Below are 16271 nucleotides of genomic sequence, written 5' to 3' on the forward strand. Positions count from 1 at the left end.
GAACCGCGCCCGCGTCCGTCGGACGACCCCGGCAGACCGGGCCATCGCCGCTGTGCTGTCCGTAGGGCTGGCCGTAACCGTCGCGGACATTCCCACGGCGTACGCAGACACCCCCTCCCCCCAACCCCCATCGGCGGCCGTCCCGGCCGACCCCTCCACCGCTCCGGCCGGGCGCAGCGCGCCCGATGAGAGCTCGGCCAGGCTCACCGCCCGGCTCACCGGCAAGCGGGTCGAGATCGAATCGGCACGTACCGAGACCTCCTCCACCTACGCCAACTCCGACGGCTCCCTCACCGAGGAGATGTTCGCCGGGCCGGTCAGGGTGCGCGACGGCGCCGGGTGGAAGCCCGTCGACCTCGCGCTCACGACGGCCGCCGACGGCACGGTGACCCCCAAGTCGCACGGCAGGGCGCTGCGCATCGGCGGCGGCCGCGGCGCCAAGCAGGCCGCGACCGCCGGGACCGACCTGATCAGCGTGGCCGCCGGGGACGCCCGCGTGACCCTGCGCTGGCCGGGCGCGCTCCCGTCGCCGCAGGTGTCGGGCGAGACCGTCACCTACCCCGGCGTGCTGCCCGGCGCCGACCTGACGGTCACCGCGACCAGGACGGGCGCCGAGCAGTTCCTGCTGGTCAAGCAGCGACCCGCCACCCCGCTCTCCTACCGGCTCAGGCTGGACGCCCCCGGGCTCACGGCCCGCCAGGCCAAGGACGGCGGCGTCGAACTGGTGGGCAAGGGCGGCAAGGTCGCCGCGACCGTGCCCGCGCCCGTGATGTGGGACGCGCGGGTGGACCAGTCCTCCGGCGAGCACCCGCATCGCGCGCCGGTGAAGATGGAGGTGTCGGGCAAGGACCTCGTGCTCACGCCCGACCCGGCCTTCCTGAACGACCCCGCCACCGCCTACCCGGTCACCGTCGACCCGTCGGTCAACGTGGGCGAGGTGTTCGACACGTTCGTGCAGCAGGGCTACAACACCGACAATTCCGCCTCCACCGAGCTCAAGCTCGGCAACAACGGCAGCGGGCAGATCGCCAAGTCGTTCATCACCTGGAACACCTCCGGCCTGGCCGGGCGGAAGATCCTCTCCGCCACGCTCAACCTGTGGAACTTCCACTCCTGGTCGTGCACGGCGAAGAACTGGGAGGTGTGGAGCGCCGACCAGGCCTCCACCTCCAGCCGATACCCGGGCCCCGCCATGGCGGGCAAGTACGCCACCTCCAGCCAGACCAAGGGGTTCAGCTCCAGCTGCGCCGACGGCTGGGTCAGTGCCAACGTCGCGTCGCTGGCCCAGTACTGGGCGGACAAGGGCTGGGCCAAGTCCGGCATGGGGCTGCGCGCCTCGGACGAGTCCGACCCGTACGGATGGAAGCGGTTCAACTCCGGCAACGCGGCCTCGCACCCGCCGTACATCGCGGTGACGTACAACTCCTACCCGACCACGCCGCTCTCCGTCTGGACCAGCCCGAACAGCGAGGTGAACGGCGTCCTCGCCACCAGCACGGTGACGCCGCGGCTGTTCGCCCACGTCGGCGACGCCGACGGCGGCAACGTCCGCGCCAAGTTCGAGGTGTACGACGGCAGCACGGCGGTCATCACCGGCCTGTACGGCACGTACGTGGCCTCCGGCGGCTTCTCGGAGGCCGCGGTCCCGGCCGGCAAGCTGGCCAACGGCCGCACCTACACGCTCAAGGGCTGGACCAACGACGGCTCGCTGGACTCCAAGCAGGTGCAGTCCCGGCAGTTCACCGTCGACACCACGCGGCCGCCCCTGCCCAAGCTGACCAGCGGCTCCCACCCGGACTCCGGATGGCACGGCGACACGGGTGAGCCGGCCTCGTTCACCGCCACGCCGGCGAACTCCGACGTCGTCAAGATCGCCTACCGGCTCGACGACGGTGACACGGCCACGGCGGCCACGACCGGCGCGGCCGTCACGTTCACGGTGACCCCGCAGGCCGCGGGGCCGCACTCGCTGACGGCCTACGCGCTGGACCGGGCGGGCAACGCCTCGGAGGCGGTGACGTACCGCTTCAACGTCGGGGCGGGCGCGCTGGCCGCGCCGGCCGACGGCACGCGGACGGCCCGCCGCGCCGAGCTGGCCGCGACCGGGCGCGGGGAGTACGACCGGGTGACCTTCCAGTGGCGGCGCGCGTCGACCGACGACTGGGCCGACATCCCCGCCGCCCAGGTGCTCGGCACCGACGGCAAGCCGCTGACGGCCTGGCCGGTCGCGGCGAAGGTCGCCGACGGCACCGCGACGGTGTCCGGGCTGACCTGGAACCTGGTCGACCAGCTCGGCGGCGACGGTGCCGTCCAGGTCCGCGCCGTGTTCGCCAACGCCGCGGACTCGGCGAGCACGCCGGCCGCCGACGTGGTCGCGGATCGGCAGGCGTCGGGGGCCCAGACGCAGAACGTGGGGCCGGGCAGCGTCAACCTGCTGACCGGCGACTTCCGGGTGGAGGAGAGCGAGGCCGAGCTGTTCGGCCTGGCGCTGTCGAGGACGATCTCCTCGCGCGACCCGAAGGCCGGCGCCAGGATCGCTTCGCAGGCGTCCCCATTCGGCCCCGAATGGTCGGCCGGCGGCGTGTCGGACGTCGCCGACTCCGAGTACGCGGCGCTGCGCGAGACCTCCGCCAGCTCCGTCGAGGTCACGCTGGTGGACGGGACCCCCATCCAGTTCACCAAGACCCGCGACGGCTGGAAGCCGGAGGAGGGCGCCGAGGACCTGACGCTGACCGGCTCCTACACGCTCAAGGACGCCGACGGCGTGGTCACCACGTTCACCAAGCCCGCGGGCGCGACCTCGTACCTGCCGGCCACGACCACCCCGCCCGGCGCGAACAACATCACCCGCTACGTCTACGAGGCCGCGGGCGGAGCCCAGCGGCTCAAGGCCGTCATCGCGCCCACCAGCGCGGTGTCCGACCCGGGCGCGGACTGCGCGCTGCCCTCGCCCAAGCCCGGCTGCCGGGTGCTGGAGCTCGTCTACGCCACGCAGACCGGCGGCGGCGACTACGCGGGCCGGGTCAAGCAGGTGCTGTTCCGCGACTCCGGCACCCCCGTGGCCGTCGCGCAGTACGCCTACGACAGCGCCGGCCGCCTGGCCCAGTCGTGGGACCCGCGCATCACGCCGGCGCTCAAGACGGCCTACGGCTACGACACCGGCGGCCGCCTCACCTCGCTCACCCCGCCGGGACAGCTCCCGTGGACGTTCGTCCACGACGCCGACGGCAGGCTGACCAGCGCGGTCAGGCAGGCGCTCAAGCCGGGCACGGCCGACCAGACGGAGGGCGAGAACCGCACCTCCATCGTCTACAACGTGCCGCTGGACAAGGCCGCCGGCGGACCTGCCGACCTGCGGCCGCAGCACACCGCGGCGTGGGGGCAGCACGACAACCCCACCGACGCCACCGCCGTCTTCCCCGGCGACCAGATCCCCGACGGCCACTCCTGGACCAGGGCCACCGTCACCTACCTCGACGCCAACGGACGGCAGGTCAACCAGCTCACGCCGGGCGGTCACCTGTCGGCCACCGAGTACGACAAGTTCGGCAACGTCGCGCGCGAGCTGTCGGAGGGCAACCGCGAGCTGGCGCTCGGCACCTCACCGCGCCTGGCCGAGCTCGGCATCTCCGGGCTGCCCACGGCCGAGCGGGCAGAGCTGCTGTCCAAGCGTTCGACGTACAACGACGACGGCACCCGGGAGCTGGAGACCCTCGGCCCGCTGCACGTCGTGTCGGTGGGCGGCGAGGCCGCGGCGGCCAGGGAGCACACCGTCAACACTTACGACCAGGGGCGTCCCGGCGACGCGCCCACCAAGGACCTGGTGACGAGGACCGAGGTGAGCGCACGCCTGCTCAGCGGCGAGGACCGGGACACGCGGGTGACCGCCACCGAGTACGACTGGGCGCTCGGCAAGCCACTCAAGACCGTCAAGGACCCCGGCGGGCTGAACCTGGTGACGGCCACGTCGTACGACGGCGACGGCAACCCCGTCAGGACCGTGCTGCCCAAGGGCAACGACGCGGCCACCACGATCACCACGTACTACACCGCCTCCGGCAGCGCGCCGTGCGGCGGCAAGCCGGCGTGGGCGGGACTGGTGTGCCGGACGGAGCCCGCCGGGAAGATCACCGGAGGCGGCGACAACCCCGACGAGCTGCCTACCGCCGTCACCACCTACGACCGCTACGGCAACCCGCTGACGGTCTCCGACACCGCCAACGGCGTCACCCGCGTCACCAACACCGCCTACGACCCGGCGGGACGCAAGATCCGCCAGTGGATCACCGGCGGCGTCGGCGAGGCGCTGGGCGCCATGGTCACGGTGTACGCGCCCGACTCCGGCCAGGTGGCCGAGCAGCAGCGCCTGGACGCCGCGGGCAACGTCACCGAGCGGATCGTCATCGCCTACGACCGGCTCGGCCGGCGGATGTCCTACACCGACGCCGACGGCGGGGTGACCAGAACGGAGTACGACCTGCTCGACCGGACCGCCAAGGTGACCGACTCCGCGCCGTCCACCGTCACCTACGGCTACGACATCGCGGCCGAGCCGCGTGGCCTGGCGGTGACGATGACGGACTCGGTGGCGGGAACATTCACCGCCCGTTATGACGCCGACGGGGAGTTCGCCTCCGGCGACCTGCCCGGGGGCGTGCATCTGAGCGTGACCGACGACGAGACGGGCGCCGACGTCTCGCGCGTCTACACCAAGGACGGGCTGGACCAGCCCGTGCTGAGCGAGCAGGTCACCGAGTCGGTGCACGGCCAGTGGGCCGCGGACGCGCGCGGCGACGCAGGGTACGAGCGGGCTTACGGCTACGACAAGGCGGGCCGCCTGACCTCCGCCAGGGAGTCGGCGGGCGGCGTGTGCACGCTGCGCCGCTACGCCTTCGACGACAACTCCAACCGGACCCGCCTGGCCACCCAGTCTCAGGCGGACACGTGCCCGGAGGCCGACGACGCCGCGGCGACGATCACCTCCTACGCCTACGACTCCGGGGACCGGCTGGTGGGCGACGGCTACCGCTACGACGCGCTCGGCCGTACGACCGCCCTGCCGGGCGGGACGACGTTCGACTACCACGTCAACGACCTGGCCCGCCGGCAGACCGTGGGCGGCCAGGCGATGACCTGGGCGCTGGACCCGGCCGACCGGTTCAGGTCCACCGCCACCGCGGCCGGCACCGTCGTGAACCACTATGGGTCCGACGGCGACTCGCCGCGCTGGAGTGCCGAGCCCGGCGGCAAGGTGCTCAGGAACGTCTCCGGCTTCGACGGCGACCTGGTGGCCATCACCGCGGCGAACGGCGACGTCCGCCTGCAACTGACCACGCTGCACGGCGACGTCGGCACCGAGTACACGCCCGGCACCGAGACCGCCACCGTCGTGGACGCCGACGAGTACGGGGTGGCGCGCGGCCCGGCCCGCAGGTACGGCTGGCTGGGCGGCAAGCAGCGCGCCGCCGACACCCTGGACGGCACGATGCTCATGGGCGTGCGGCTCTACAATCCGTCGCTGGGCCGGTTCCTGCAGCTGGACCCGGTGCCGGGCGGCAGCGCCAACGCCTACGAGTACTGCTCGGGCGACCCGGTCAACTGCACAGACCTGGACGGCAAGTGGGGCTGCGGCTGGTGCCGCAAGCTCCGCCACAAGGCCCGGCACGCGTGGCGCCGGGCCAAGGTCCACTACCGGGCGTTCCGGTACGGCTGGAACACCCGCAGGGGCTTCGGCGGTTTCGTCCACCGGTGGGCGAGCAGCGGCCGGCGCTGGGTCAGCCGGGGATCCTTCATCGTCGGCGTGGGCTTCGGCACCTACAGCTGTCTCCGCAGGCGCACCCTGAGCGGCTGCGCCAGGGCGTACTGGGAGAACAGCGCGATCGGCGGTCTGTCCGGTGCGTTGTACGGCATCGGCCGCGTGGGATGGCGGGGCCGCCACTGGTGGCGTCGCGTACACCGGTGACACACCTGGGTGGATGAAGGGCCAGGGAAGTGCCTTTCCAAGCCAGGAAAGGCACTTCCAGGACGTGTCTCTCTACGGCCGGCACCTCGGGCGACGGCCCGGATCGGCTGACCCTCGGAATCCGTCCAGCCCGGCCTCCCGCCGGCGCGGAGGTCTCCGGAGCGGGCTGAGACCAGCCGGCTGCGGCCGGTCGTCACTCCGCCGGCCGGACCGGGCCTTCCCACCTGAGGTCCGGCAGGTTGACCACGATCGCCTCCTGCGAGCTCCGGGCGATCACCACGACCGCCTCCACGTCGGGGTCCGGATTCTCCTCACGGTGGGGGACGAACGGCGGCACGAAGATGTAGTCGCCCGGCTTCGCATCGATCCGCACCTCGTGCGGCTCCTCGGCGTCCAGGTCGAGGAACACGAACGACGGGGTGCCGCTGACCACGTAGATCGCGGTCTCCGAATCGCCGTGGTGATGGTTGAGGGAGACGGTCGAGGGCGCCACGTGGGTCTGGCCCATCCACAACCGCCTCGACCCGACGGTGGCGCCGCTGATGGCGGCGCGCCTGTGCATGCCGCCGGTCTGCGCGGTCTCCGAGGTCAGGCCCGTGGGCGCCACGTGGTGCAGCCTGCGGTGGAACGGGTCTTCGGGAAGAACGACGCTCAACTCTCTCTCCTCCTGGCGGTCACGAGCGGGCGCCTGACGGCTCCCGCGCCGGTCAGGCCAGTCTCGCTCCTCCGTCGCCGATCCGCTCGCGACAGCATGGCCCGCCGAGGGCATAATGTGATCTCTCGCACGTCTCCCGGGGTGAGGATCGCACGTGAGGCGAACGACTGCCGCGCTGGCCGTACTGGTGCTGGGGGCGACCGCCTGCGCCGGCTCGCGCCCGGCCGGTGAACCCCGCGCGAGCTCTTCCGGGCCGGCCGGCGGTTCCGTGCTGGCCGACAAGGTCGCCGAGCCCGCCACCGTCACGCCCGGCTCCTGCCCCGGGGCACCCCGGGCGGCCGACCAGCTGCGGCCGGTCGAGGTTCGCGGCTCCGGGTGGCGGCTGGTCTCGCTCGACGACTCACAGGGCTACCTGTCCGACGGCACCGTCACGTCGGACGGCACGCTGTGGGCATTCCACGGCACGCCCGACGCCATGGGGGACCACCTGGCGGCCCGCCGCTGGGACGGCCGGGCGTGGACCCGGCTGCCGCAGGTGCCGGGTGCCCGTGGCGCGGACCAGGCGCTGTCGGCCGTCTCCCGCGACGCGGCCTGGATCGTGACCCACGCGCCGGGCAAGGAGGACGGCACCTACGGCCCCAGGACACTGTCGGCCTGGAACGGCACGGCGTGGCGGACGGCGCCGCTCGACCTGCACCCGGCCTCGGACAGCCTGCGGACCTCGGCCGGCGGGCCGTGGGTGGTGGCCGGAGACCGGTCGATGCGGTGGAACGGCACCCGGTGGCAGTCGGCCCCGCTGCCCGCGCCCGCCCGCACGCTGGCCGGCACCGACGACGAGCCCTGGGTGGTGGGCGAGCTGCCCCCCGACGACACGGACAGCGACAAGTCGCGCGTCGCCCGGTGGACCGGGCGCGCCTGGCAGGACGTGCCGTTGCCGGAGCTGAAGCTGCCACCGGACGCCGAGCCGCAGCACGGGGACGACGGCACCGGCTTGCCGCGGGTGGCGGTGCGGACCGGTCCCGCCGAGTTCTGGGTGCTCGGGAGCTTCCAGTGGCTGGAGCATGACCGCGAGGACCTGGAGGACGTCTTCCCGGCCCGGCCCATGGCGATGCGCAACGTCTCCGGCGTGTGGACGTGCTTGTGGGGACCGACGGGAGAGCCCGGCTTCGGCGACGCGGTGCCCGACGGAAGCGGTGGCCTGTGGGCCGTCACGGACCGGGACGACGGTCCGCGCAGCAGCCTGTGGCATCTGGCGGGCGGGCGGTGGACGCGGGAGTCCCTTCCCGTGCGGGACGGCGGCCAGGCGCGGGTGTACGACCTGGCGGCGCGCGACGGCACGATCTACGCGCTCGGCGCGGTCGTCCGGAACCCTCCCCGGGAAGGGCGGGCGGCGCTGTGGCGGCTCAGCCGCTGAGCGGCGCGATATCGTCCCTACCACGATCGTCGGAACGACTCCGGAGGACTCCGTTGCCCTCGCTGCATGACTTCATGACCTGGGAGCCGCTGCTGCGGCTCCTGAGGGCGGGCAACGTGGACAGGTCGGCCGCCCCGGGCGGCCATGTGGCGGGACGGATCGGCCGCCACGCATGGAGTGTGCCGCTGCCGCGGCGATTCCCGCGGCCCGGCCAGGCCCTCCAGGCCGAGGACATGCGGGAGGAGTTCGACGCGGTGGGGCGGGTGCAGAGCGCGCTCGTGGACGCCGGGGCCGACGACGTCTCGTTCGTGGCGGAGATCCGGCCGGCCGGGCGGACCGTGCTGCACCTCCTCGATGCCGGCCCCGCCGTGGAGGCCGGCTTGGGGCCGCACCCGGGCTCGCTCATCCTGGTCGAGGGCGCCGTGCCGGAGCCCTGGCGCCGCCTTCCCGAGCCGGTGCCCGGGGCGGTGCCGGCCCCGTCGGTGGATCTGGCGTTGCTGGAACGGACGCTCCGCGAGCGGATCCCCGGCGCCACCGGCGCCACCGAGGCGGAGATCGCCGCCGCGGAGGCGCGCCTCGGCGTCACGCTGCCCGACGAGCTCAAGACGCTCTACCGGGTGACCCGGGGGCGATGGGAGGACTGGGGCGACGACCACGCGGCGGCAGGCCGCGTCGTCGAGGCGGTCGGCTGCGAGCTGTTCCCCCTGGATGCCCTGTACATCGCCGACGCGGCCTCCCGTCCGTGCCCGTGGCGGTTCGGGGCGACGGCGGCGGTCGTCACCCCGCCCGACGCCGTGGTGCAGGGGCTGGTCGGCTCTCCCGGCTGGATCGTCTTCGGCGACAACGGCGGCGGCGACCGGATCGCGGTCGACCTGACACCCGGCCCAGGCGGAGACCTGGGACAGATCATCGTGATCGGCCACGAGGACGAGATCGGCGCCGACCTGCTCGCCGGCTCCCTCACTGACCTGGTGGTGAACCGGCGCGGGGACTGGCACTCCGGCGGTCACGGTGACCAGCCGCCGGCCGTGGCCAGGGTCAACATCCGGAGCCTGACGAGCGTCCACGCCGCCGTCCACCCCGCCCTGGAGGTCCTGAGCATCGGCGTCCGGGACGGTGAGCCGCTCAGCCTCGCCCCCGTCACCGGCCTGCCGCGCCTGCGGACCCTCACCGCCTACCCCGGCACGCTCGCCGACCCTCTGGAGATCGCCAAGCTGACCAGGCTGGAGTTCCTGGCGCTCGGGCCGGAGGAGTGGCGCGCCCTCCTCGACGCCGGAGCCGTCCCGCGCGGTCTGTCGGCTGCCGCCATCGAGGTGCACGGCGATCGGCACCCGCTGCCGATCGTGGCCATCGCCAACGAACTCCTCGCCCTCTGGGGCCGCCCCCCGATCACCCGGACCGTCCTCGAAGGCGACCTCGGCCCCGTCGCCTAGTCAGCCGTGGCGCGCTCGGCCGGCGCCCGCATTTCGTCATGCGGCCGAAACCTTGACCACTATGGGCTTCGGTTCATGGTGACGGCGTCGGCCGGACGGGTTCACCGGTGCCGAGCCACTAGCGTGTGGCGATGACGTGGACCAGCACGGACTCCTCCGGGAACAGGGGCGGCACGGCGATGCCCGAGCCGGCCAGCGCCGAGCCGGGCAGGGCGAAGCCGTCGCCCATCCAGGCCGGGGCCGTCCCGTGCGTGGTCACGGGCATGAGCGGACGCACCGAGTAGACGGTCGCCGGGTCGAGGCCGGGCAGCCGGATGCGGCCCGGTGGCCAGGTGGACGGACGGTCCACCATGGCGATCTCGTAGATGGCCTCGGTGCCGTCGGCGGCGACGACGCCATGGGCCTGCACGCTCTCGGGGGCGTCGTCGACGCGGACCATGGCGCCGGTGTGGAGCAGGTGGCGGTGCTGCTTGTGCAGGGCGATCCAGGCGGCCAGGTCGTCGAGCTCGCCGTCGGTGAGCGTGGTGAGGTCCCATTCGATGCCGTAGTGGCCGAAGAACGCGGTCGCGGCGCGGAAGGGCAGATCGTGCCGGCGGCCGGTGGTGTGGGAGCGGTCGGCGCCGATGTGGCTGCCGATCAGCTCGGGCGGCAGCAGTTGTCCGGTCCAGCGCATGATCTGCCGGCGCTCGGCCGGGTCGATGCAGTCGCTGGCCCAGACGCGGTCGGTGCGTTGCAGGATGCCGAGGTCCACGCGCCCCCCGCCGCTGGAGCACGACTCGATCTCCAGGCGCGGGTGTTCGGCCCGGATCTCGTCGAGCAGCCGGTAGACGGCGTGGGTCTGGGCGTGCACGGAGGCCCGGCCGGCCCGGAGAGTGGAGCCGGCGTCCACGAGGTCGCGGTTGTGGTCCCACTTGACGAAGTCGAGGTCGTACTCGCTGATCAGGGCGAGCAGCCGTTCCTTGATGCAGGCGTAGGCCTCGGGGTTGGTGAGGTCCAGGACCTGCTGGTGCCTGGCGGGCGGTGGCAGGCGGTCGCCGGTCCGCACGATCCAGTCGGGGTGGGCGCGGGCCAGGTCGGAGTCCGGGTTGATCATCTCGGGTTCGAGCCAGAGCCCGAACTGCATGCCGAGCTTCCTGACCCGGTCGACCAGCGGATGCAGCCCGCCGGGCCAGACCTCCTGGTCGACGTGCCAATCCCCGAGTCCGGCCCGGTCGTTGCGGCGGCCGTTGAACCAGCCGTCGTCGAGCACGAACCGCTCCACCCCGACCCGGGCGGCGCGGTCGGCGAGGCTGGACAGACGGTCCAGGTCGTGGTCGAAGTAGACGGCCTCCCAGGTGTTGAGCACGACGGGCCGGGGCGAGGACGGATGGGAGGGACGGGCGCGCAGGTGGTCGTGGAAGCGGCGGGCCGCCTGGTCGAGGCCGCGGCCGTAGGTGGCGTAGAGCCACGGCGTCCGGTAGGTCTCGCCGGGCGGCAGGATGATCTCGCCGGGCAGCAGCAGCTCACCGCCGCCCAGCATGGTGCGGCCGGTGGAGGTGCGTTCGGCGTAGTGACGGTGGTTGCCGCTGAAGCCGACGTGCAGGCCCCAGGCCTCGCCCCGCTGGAAGCCGAGGTCGGGGGTGCCTGCCAGCAGGACGGTGGCGGCGTCGGCGCCGGTCCGGCCGCGGCGGTTCTCCCGCAGGTGGGTGCCGACGGTGAGGGGGCGGCGCTGGGGGACGCGTTCCTTGGCCCATCGTCCGGCCTGGTCCAGCAGGTCGGTGGGCGTGCCGGGGACCGCGAAGGCGAGATTCAGCGCGTCCAGGGTGTAGGGCAGCTCGTGCTGGTTGCGCAGGTCCGCCTGTGCGCGGAGAAGGCCGGAGCGGTCGAGTTCGACGACGATCGTGAGGGTGAGGCGGGCGTGCTCGTCCCGGCCGGTGGCGGTGAGGGTCTGCCCGGCCTGCTGGTAGGTGACGCTGGTGAAGGCGGGGGACCAATTCTGTCCCTGGTGGTGGCCGGACAGTCCGGGCATGCCCATCCAGCCGGTACGGGCCTCCGGCACCAGCGAAGTCCGTACGGGCACGTCGACGGTGTTGTCCGGCCGGGGGCGCAGCTCGGCCGCGAGGTGCGCCAGAGCTTCGTCGTCGAGCACGCCCAGGTCCGGCCCCCAGTGCAGGATGGCGGGCAGGGCGTCGGACGGGCATTCGATGACCACGGACACGCCGGCGGCCCTGAAGTGAAGGATCTGCATGAACGGCTTTCTGTGAGGCGAAGTGGAGGTCGTGCGCTGCGTCAGCCTTTCAGCCCTCCGCTGAGCAGGTCGAGTCGCCAGAAGCGCTGCAGGAGCAGCAGCAGGGCGATGAGCGGGATCACCGACACGGCGGCGCCCACGATGGCGATGCCGTACAGGGCGGGCTGGCCCGAGCCCTTGCTGAGCAGGGTGTAGAGGCCCACGGTGATCGGGAACTTCGTCTCGTCCGACAACATGATGTACGGCAGCAGGAAGTTGTTCCAGGTCCCGACGAACTGCAGCAGGAAGATCGTCACCATGCCCGGCATCATCATGGGCAGCCCGATCGAGGCGAGGATGCGATGCTCGCCGGCCCCGTCGATCCGGGCCGCCTCCATCGTCGCGTCGGGGACGGACGCCATCGCGTACACCCTTGCCAGGTAGATGCCGAACGGCGAGATGAGGCCGGGCAACAGGACCGACCAGTAGCCGCCCACCAGGCCGATCTCGGACATGATCAGGTATTGCGGGATGGCCAGCGTCATGCCGGGCACGAGGACGCCGGCCAGGATGGCGTAGAACAGGATGCTCCGGCCGCGGAACTCGTACTTGGCCAGGGCGTACCCGGCCAGCGTCGAGATCAGGGTCGAGACCGCGGAGCCGGCGACCGCGTACAGGGTGCTGTTGGCCGCCCACCGCAGGTAGAGGCCGCCCCCGTAGGTGAACAGATCGCCCAGGTTGTCCAGCAGGCCCGTTCCCGGGGCGAAGGTGAACGTCGAGAACAGCTCGCCGCTCGACTTGGTCGAGGCCACGAGCACCCAGGCGACGGGCACCAGGCAGTAGACCGAGCCGAGGAGCAGGACGAGAGTGGGAAGGATCTGGGCGCGCCGGTGCGGGAGCACGTGGCCGGCGGCACTCACTGCATGCCTCCGAAGGCGCGCCTCTGGGTGACCTTCAGGAGCACGACCGAGAGCACGAGGGTGCCTGCGGCCAGCAGGACGGAGGCGGCCGAGGCCAGCGGCAGGTCGTCCCTGATGAAGGCGTTGCGGTAGATGTGCATCAAGGGCACCCAGTCCTGAGAGATCTCCGTGGTCATGGGTCTCACGGTGGTCGGTTCGCCGTACACCTGTAGCGTTCCGATCAGCGCGAACAGCCCGGTGAGCACCAGCGCGGGCGCCACCAGCGGGATCTTGATCCGCCAGGCGATCTGCCACTCGGAGGCTCCGTCGATGCGCGCCGCGTCGTACAGCTCCGACGGGATGCCGCGCAGCGAGGTGAAGATAATGATCATGTTGAAGCCGACGCCGCCCCACACCGCGATGTTGGCCAGCGACGGGTAGATGCCGCCCGCCCCCAGGAACGGGATCTCGCCCAGTCCCAGCTCCCGGGTCAGGTAGCTGAACGGGCTGGTCGAGGGCAGGTACATGAAGCCCCACAGCAGCGAGGCCGTCACGCCCGGGACGGCGTACGGGATGAAGATCGCGGTGCGCGAGAACCTCCTGGCCCGCGACCCGGCGTGGTCGAGGAGCAGCGCGAACAGCAGCGCCGGCCCGAGGGTGAGCGGCACGCTGAACAGGCCGTAGAGGGCGAGCCTGCCGAAGCCGGCGAAGAACTCGGGGTCGGTGAGCGTGCTGACGTAGTTGTCGAGCCCGACGAAGGCCTCCTCGCGCGTGCCGAAGACGCCCTTGCCGGTCAGCCGCAGGCCGCGCGCACTGAGGTAGATCGCGTAGCCGATGGGGATCGCCAGGAAGGCCAGGAAGAGCAGCACGGCGGGCGCGACGAACAGGTACGGCGCCCGGGATCTGCGCTCGGCCCCGGTCACGGCGGTCATGGGCCCGCGACCTTGAAGCCGGTGGCCTTCATGTCCTGCACCACGAGGTTGTGCGTCTTGGTCAGCGCGTCCCTCAGCGGAGTGTGGTTCTTGATCGCGGCGGAGAGGGCGTCCTGGTACGCGCTCTTGGCGGTGTTGACGTTCGGACCCCAGCTGATGTGCGGGATCGTGCGCTGGGCCGCCTTCGTGGCGATGTCCCAGTAGTCCTTCTGGTTCGCCGTCAGCTTGGGCGGCGGACTGCTGCTCGCGGCCTTCTGCCCGGCCAGCGACGCCGGGTACTCACCCAGGGAGATCTGGACGTCGTACGCCGTCTTGTTGGTGTTCATCCACTTGGCGAACGTCGCCGCGGCCTCGGGATGCTTGGAGGCCTTGGTGACGGTCAACGCGGAGCCGCCCTGGAAGGCCACCCGGTCGTCGCCCGCCTTCCACTGGGGGAGAGGCGCGATGGCCCAGTCGCCCGCCTGCTTCTCCGCGATCCCGTACAGCACTCCCGGCGCCCACAGGGCGCTCGGCCAGGTGAGGATCTTGCCCTTGTTCAGCTTGTTGTTCCACTCGGGGGTGAGCAGCGGCTCCGCCTTGACGAGGTCCTTGTCGATGAGCCCCTGCCAGAAGTCGGCCACCTCAAGGGAGGCCTGGTCGGCGATGCCCACCGTCCACGTCTGGTCCTGGACCTTCCACCAGGAGGCGCCGGCCTGCTGGGCCAGCCCGGCGAAGTTGCCGAACTCCGCCGGCGCGAAGGTCGCGAGGTAGGCCTCCGGGTCCTTCTTGCGCACGTCCGCCGCGACCTTCGCGAAGTCCTGCCAGGTGGCGGGCGGCTCGATCTTCAGCTCCTGGAAGCGCTTGTTGTTGTAGACCAGGACCATCGGGCCGACGTCCTGCGGCACTCCGTAGACGGCGCCGTCGAAACTGGTCAGGTTCCACACTTCCGGGCTGAAGGCATCCTTGATGTCGCCGGTGTACGCGGAGATGTCGGCCAGTGCCCCGGCCACGATCAGGGAAGGCAGGGTGTCGTATTCCATGCAGGCGGCGTCGGGGCCGTTGCCTGCCCGGTTCGCCGTGAGGAGCTTGGTCGCCGTGTCCGTGCCGCCTCCCACGTCGGTGTGTTTGACCTGGATGTTCGGGTGGGCCTTGTTGAACGCCTCGACGTTGGCCTTCTGGGGCGAGCCCCAGCACCAGAACTCCAGCGTGACCGGCCCGGTGTTCGCCGCCGGCGTGCCGGCGCCCCCGGGCGTGCCCGAGGAGCAGGCAGCCAGGACGGCGGCCGTGCCGAGCGCCGCGATGGAGCCGCCGAGCCTTGAGATACGCATCCGTGCCTCCTTCACTGCGAAGCGACCTGGCTTCGCAACAAAGCCAACCTAGAGACAAGGTGAGAGCTATGTCACTACCTATCCGCACTTTTCAGGGATTCTGCGGTGCAGATGCGACAGTCGGATGGACATGCTAGTTTCGCGACAAAGCCAACGTGGGAGGGCCGGAGCCTGATGGAGCTTGAGTCCGGGAGCTGGTCCGGCATGTGGGACGACCTGCCCGACGCGGCGCGCTCCATCGTCAAGGAGCTGATCATCCACGGCCCCGCGTCCAGGACCGCGCTGGCCAGGACCCTGCGCCTGTCGACCGGCAGCCTGACGAGACTGACCAAGCCCATGGTCGACGCCGGACTCCTCGTCGAGGGCGACGTGGTGCACGACCCGGTCAACGGCCGCCCGACCCGCCCCCTGGACGTGGCCGCGGGCGAGCACCGTTTCTTCGGCGTCAAGCTGACCGCGGACCACGTCCACGCCGTCGTCACCGACCTGCGCGCCCAGATCGTCGCGGCCCGCGACGAGCCGATCTCCGACCACACTCCCGAGGCCGTGTGCCGCCAGGCCAGGCGGCTGCTCGACGAGCTGTCCGGCGGCGGGAAACCGCCCGTCGGCGCCGGTGTCACGCTCGGCGGCGACGGGCGCTCGGCGGTCCAGCTCGGCGGTGGGCGACTGGTCGACTCGTCGTATCTCGGCTGGCGGCGGGTGCCGTTCAAGTCGCTGCTGGAGCAGGCTCTGGGCATCCCGTGCGTGGTCAAGAGCGACGTGGCGGCGCTGGGCCACCAGCATCACTGGTTCGGGGCGGCCCGCGGGTTGCGCGACTTCGCGCTCGTCTCGATCGGGGCGGGGATCGGTTACGCCCTCGTCGTGCACGACCACCTGGTGGCCGCGACCGAGGCGGACCTCGGCATGTTCGCCCACCTGGTGCTGAACGGCGGCGGGCCGATGTGCCCGGAAGGCCACCGCGGCTGCGCCGCCGCGTACCTGTCCAGTGAGTCGATCGTGACCGCCGCCGGACAAGGCCTTCGGCGAGCGGTGACGTACGACGAGGTGATGCGCCTGGCCGCGGGAGGGGACAAGGTGTGCCTCAGCGTCGTCGGCGAGGCCGCGGACGCTCTCGGCAGGCTCATCGCGCACATCGCGACGCTCTCCATGGTCAAGAGGGTGATCGTGGCCGGCGAAGGCGTCGAGCTGGCCCGCGTCGCCAAGGACGACCTCTACCGGGCCCTGAGCGCGAACCGGCGCGGCGTGCCGGACTCGGCCGACGTGATCATCGAGGCGGACGACTTTCGCGAATGGGCCCGCGGCGGCGCGGTGGTCGCCATCCAGAGCTTCGTCACCGGCAGCGACTAGACCGCGCGACCCCCTCGTGCGCCAGGCGCGGGTCAATCTCGCCACCGGGGGGTCTTCGCCTGATCCCTGGCTGCGTGAGCGGCCCGCGATCCGTCATCGCACCGCCGGAGCCGGTG

General features: G+C 72.1%; 9 protein-coding genes. 4 read left to right on the plus strand and 5 right to left on the minus strand.

The features are described 5' to 3' along the window. Positions 1-52: 52 nt before the first annotated feature. Positions 53-5962: a DNRLRE domain-containing protein gene (locus tag AB0H64_RS28730; RefSeq protein WP_357630569.1), complete on the plus strand. Its 5910-nt coding sequence runs from the start codon at positions 53-55 to the stop codon at positions 5960-5962. A 193-nt stretch (positions 5963-6155) separates the two neighbouring features. On the opposite strand, the gene AB0H64_RS28735 is transcribed toward AB0H64_RS28730, so the two are convergent. After that, positions 6156-6617: a cupin domain-containing protein gene (locus AB0H64_RS28735; RefSeq protein WP_357630572.1), complete on the minus strand. Its 462-nt coding sequence runs from the start codon at positions 6615-6617 to the stop codon at positions 6156-6158. A gap of 154 nt (positions 6618-6771) precedes the next feature. Here AB0H64_RS28735 and AB0H64_RS28740 point away from each other — a divergent pair, with 154 nt between their 5' ends. After that, complete coding sequence (locus AB0H64_RS28740; protein WP_357630574.1) at positions 6772-8031, plus strand: hypothetical protein; 1260 nt, start codon at positions 6772-6774, stop codon at positions 8029-8031. A 53-nt stretch (positions 8032-8084) separates the two neighbouring features. Further along, positions 8085-9464, plus strand: a complete 1380-nt coding sequence (locus AB0H64_RS28745; RefSeq protein ID WP_357630578.1) for an SMI1/KNR4 family protein — start codon at positions 8085-8087, stop codon at positions 9462-9464. A 118-nt stretch (positions 9465-9582) separates the two neighbouring features. Here the strand turns inward: AB0H64_RS28745 and AB0H64_RS28750 are convergent, their stop codons facing one another. From AB0H64_RS28750 to AB0H64_RS28765, 4 genes are read right to left on the minus strand one after another with little or no spacing between them, the layout of a single operon-like run. Beyond that, on the minus strand, positions 9583-11691 hold the full coding sequence (locus tag AB0H64_RS28750) for an alpha-galactosidase (protein WP_357630581.1): 2109 nt from the start codon (positions 11689-11691) through the stop codon (positions 9583-9585). A 41-nt stretch (positions 11692-11732) separates the two neighbouring features. Next, positions 11733-12590, minus strand: coding sequence for a carbohydrate ABC transporter permease (locus AB0H64_RS28755; RefSeq protein ID WP_357630584.1), 858 nt, complete (start codon positions 12588-12590; stop codon positions 11733-11735). Beyond that, a complete protein-coding gene (locus AB0H64_RS28760; RefSeq protein ID WP_357630587.1) occupies positions 12587-13501 on the minus strand; it encodes a sugar ABC transporter permease in 915 nt (304 codons plus the stop codon). The genes AB0H64_RS28755 and AB0H64_RS28760 overlap by 4 nt, the downstream gene beginning before the upstream one ends. Next, a complete protein-coding gene (locus tag AB0H64_RS28765) occupies positions 13498-14808 on the minus strand; it encodes a sugar ABC transporter substrate-binding protein (protein WP_357630590.1) in 1311 nt (436 codons plus the stop codon). The genes AB0H64_RS28760 and AB0H64_RS28765 overlap by 4 nt, the downstream gene beginning before the upstream one ends. 174 nt (positions 14809-14982) lie before the next feature. Here AB0H64_RS28765 and AB0H64_RS28770 point away from each other — a divergent pair, with 174 nt between their 5' ends. After that, the gene (locus AB0H64_RS28770) at positions 14983-16155 is read left to right on the plus strand and encodes an ROK family transcriptional regulator (protein ID WP_357630593.1); all 1173 of its coding nucleotides are present in this window, start codon (positions 14983-14985) and stop codon (positions 16153-16155) included. The last annotated feature ends 116 nt before the right edge of the window (positions 16156-16271 follow it).

The sequence above is a fragment of the Nonomuraea sp. NPDC050733 genome, from assembly GCF_040654215.1.
Classification (GTDB): domain Bacteria; phylum Actinomycetota; class Actinomycetes; order Streptosporangiales; family Streptosporangiaceae; genus Nonomuraea.

Bases quoted from the DNA above. Each gene is read 5' to 3' on its own strand.
- AB0H64_RS28750 (WP_357630581.1), bottom strand. From the start codon at position 11,691: ATGCAGATCCTTCACTTCAGGGCCGCCGGCGTGTCCGTGGTCATCGAA.
- AB0H64_RS28770 (WP_357630593.1), top strand. From the start codon at position 14,983: ATGGAGCTTGAGTCCGGGAGCTGGTCCGGCATGTGGGACGACCTGCCC.
- AB0H64_RS28765 (WP_357630590.1), bottom strand. From the start codon at position 14,808: ATGCGTATCTCAAGGCTCGGCGGCTCCATCGCGGCGCTCGGCACGGCC.
- AB0H64_RS28760 (WP_357630587.1), bottom strand. From the start codon at position 13,501: ATGACCGCCGTGACCGGGGCCGAGCGCAGATCCCGGGCGCCGTACCTG.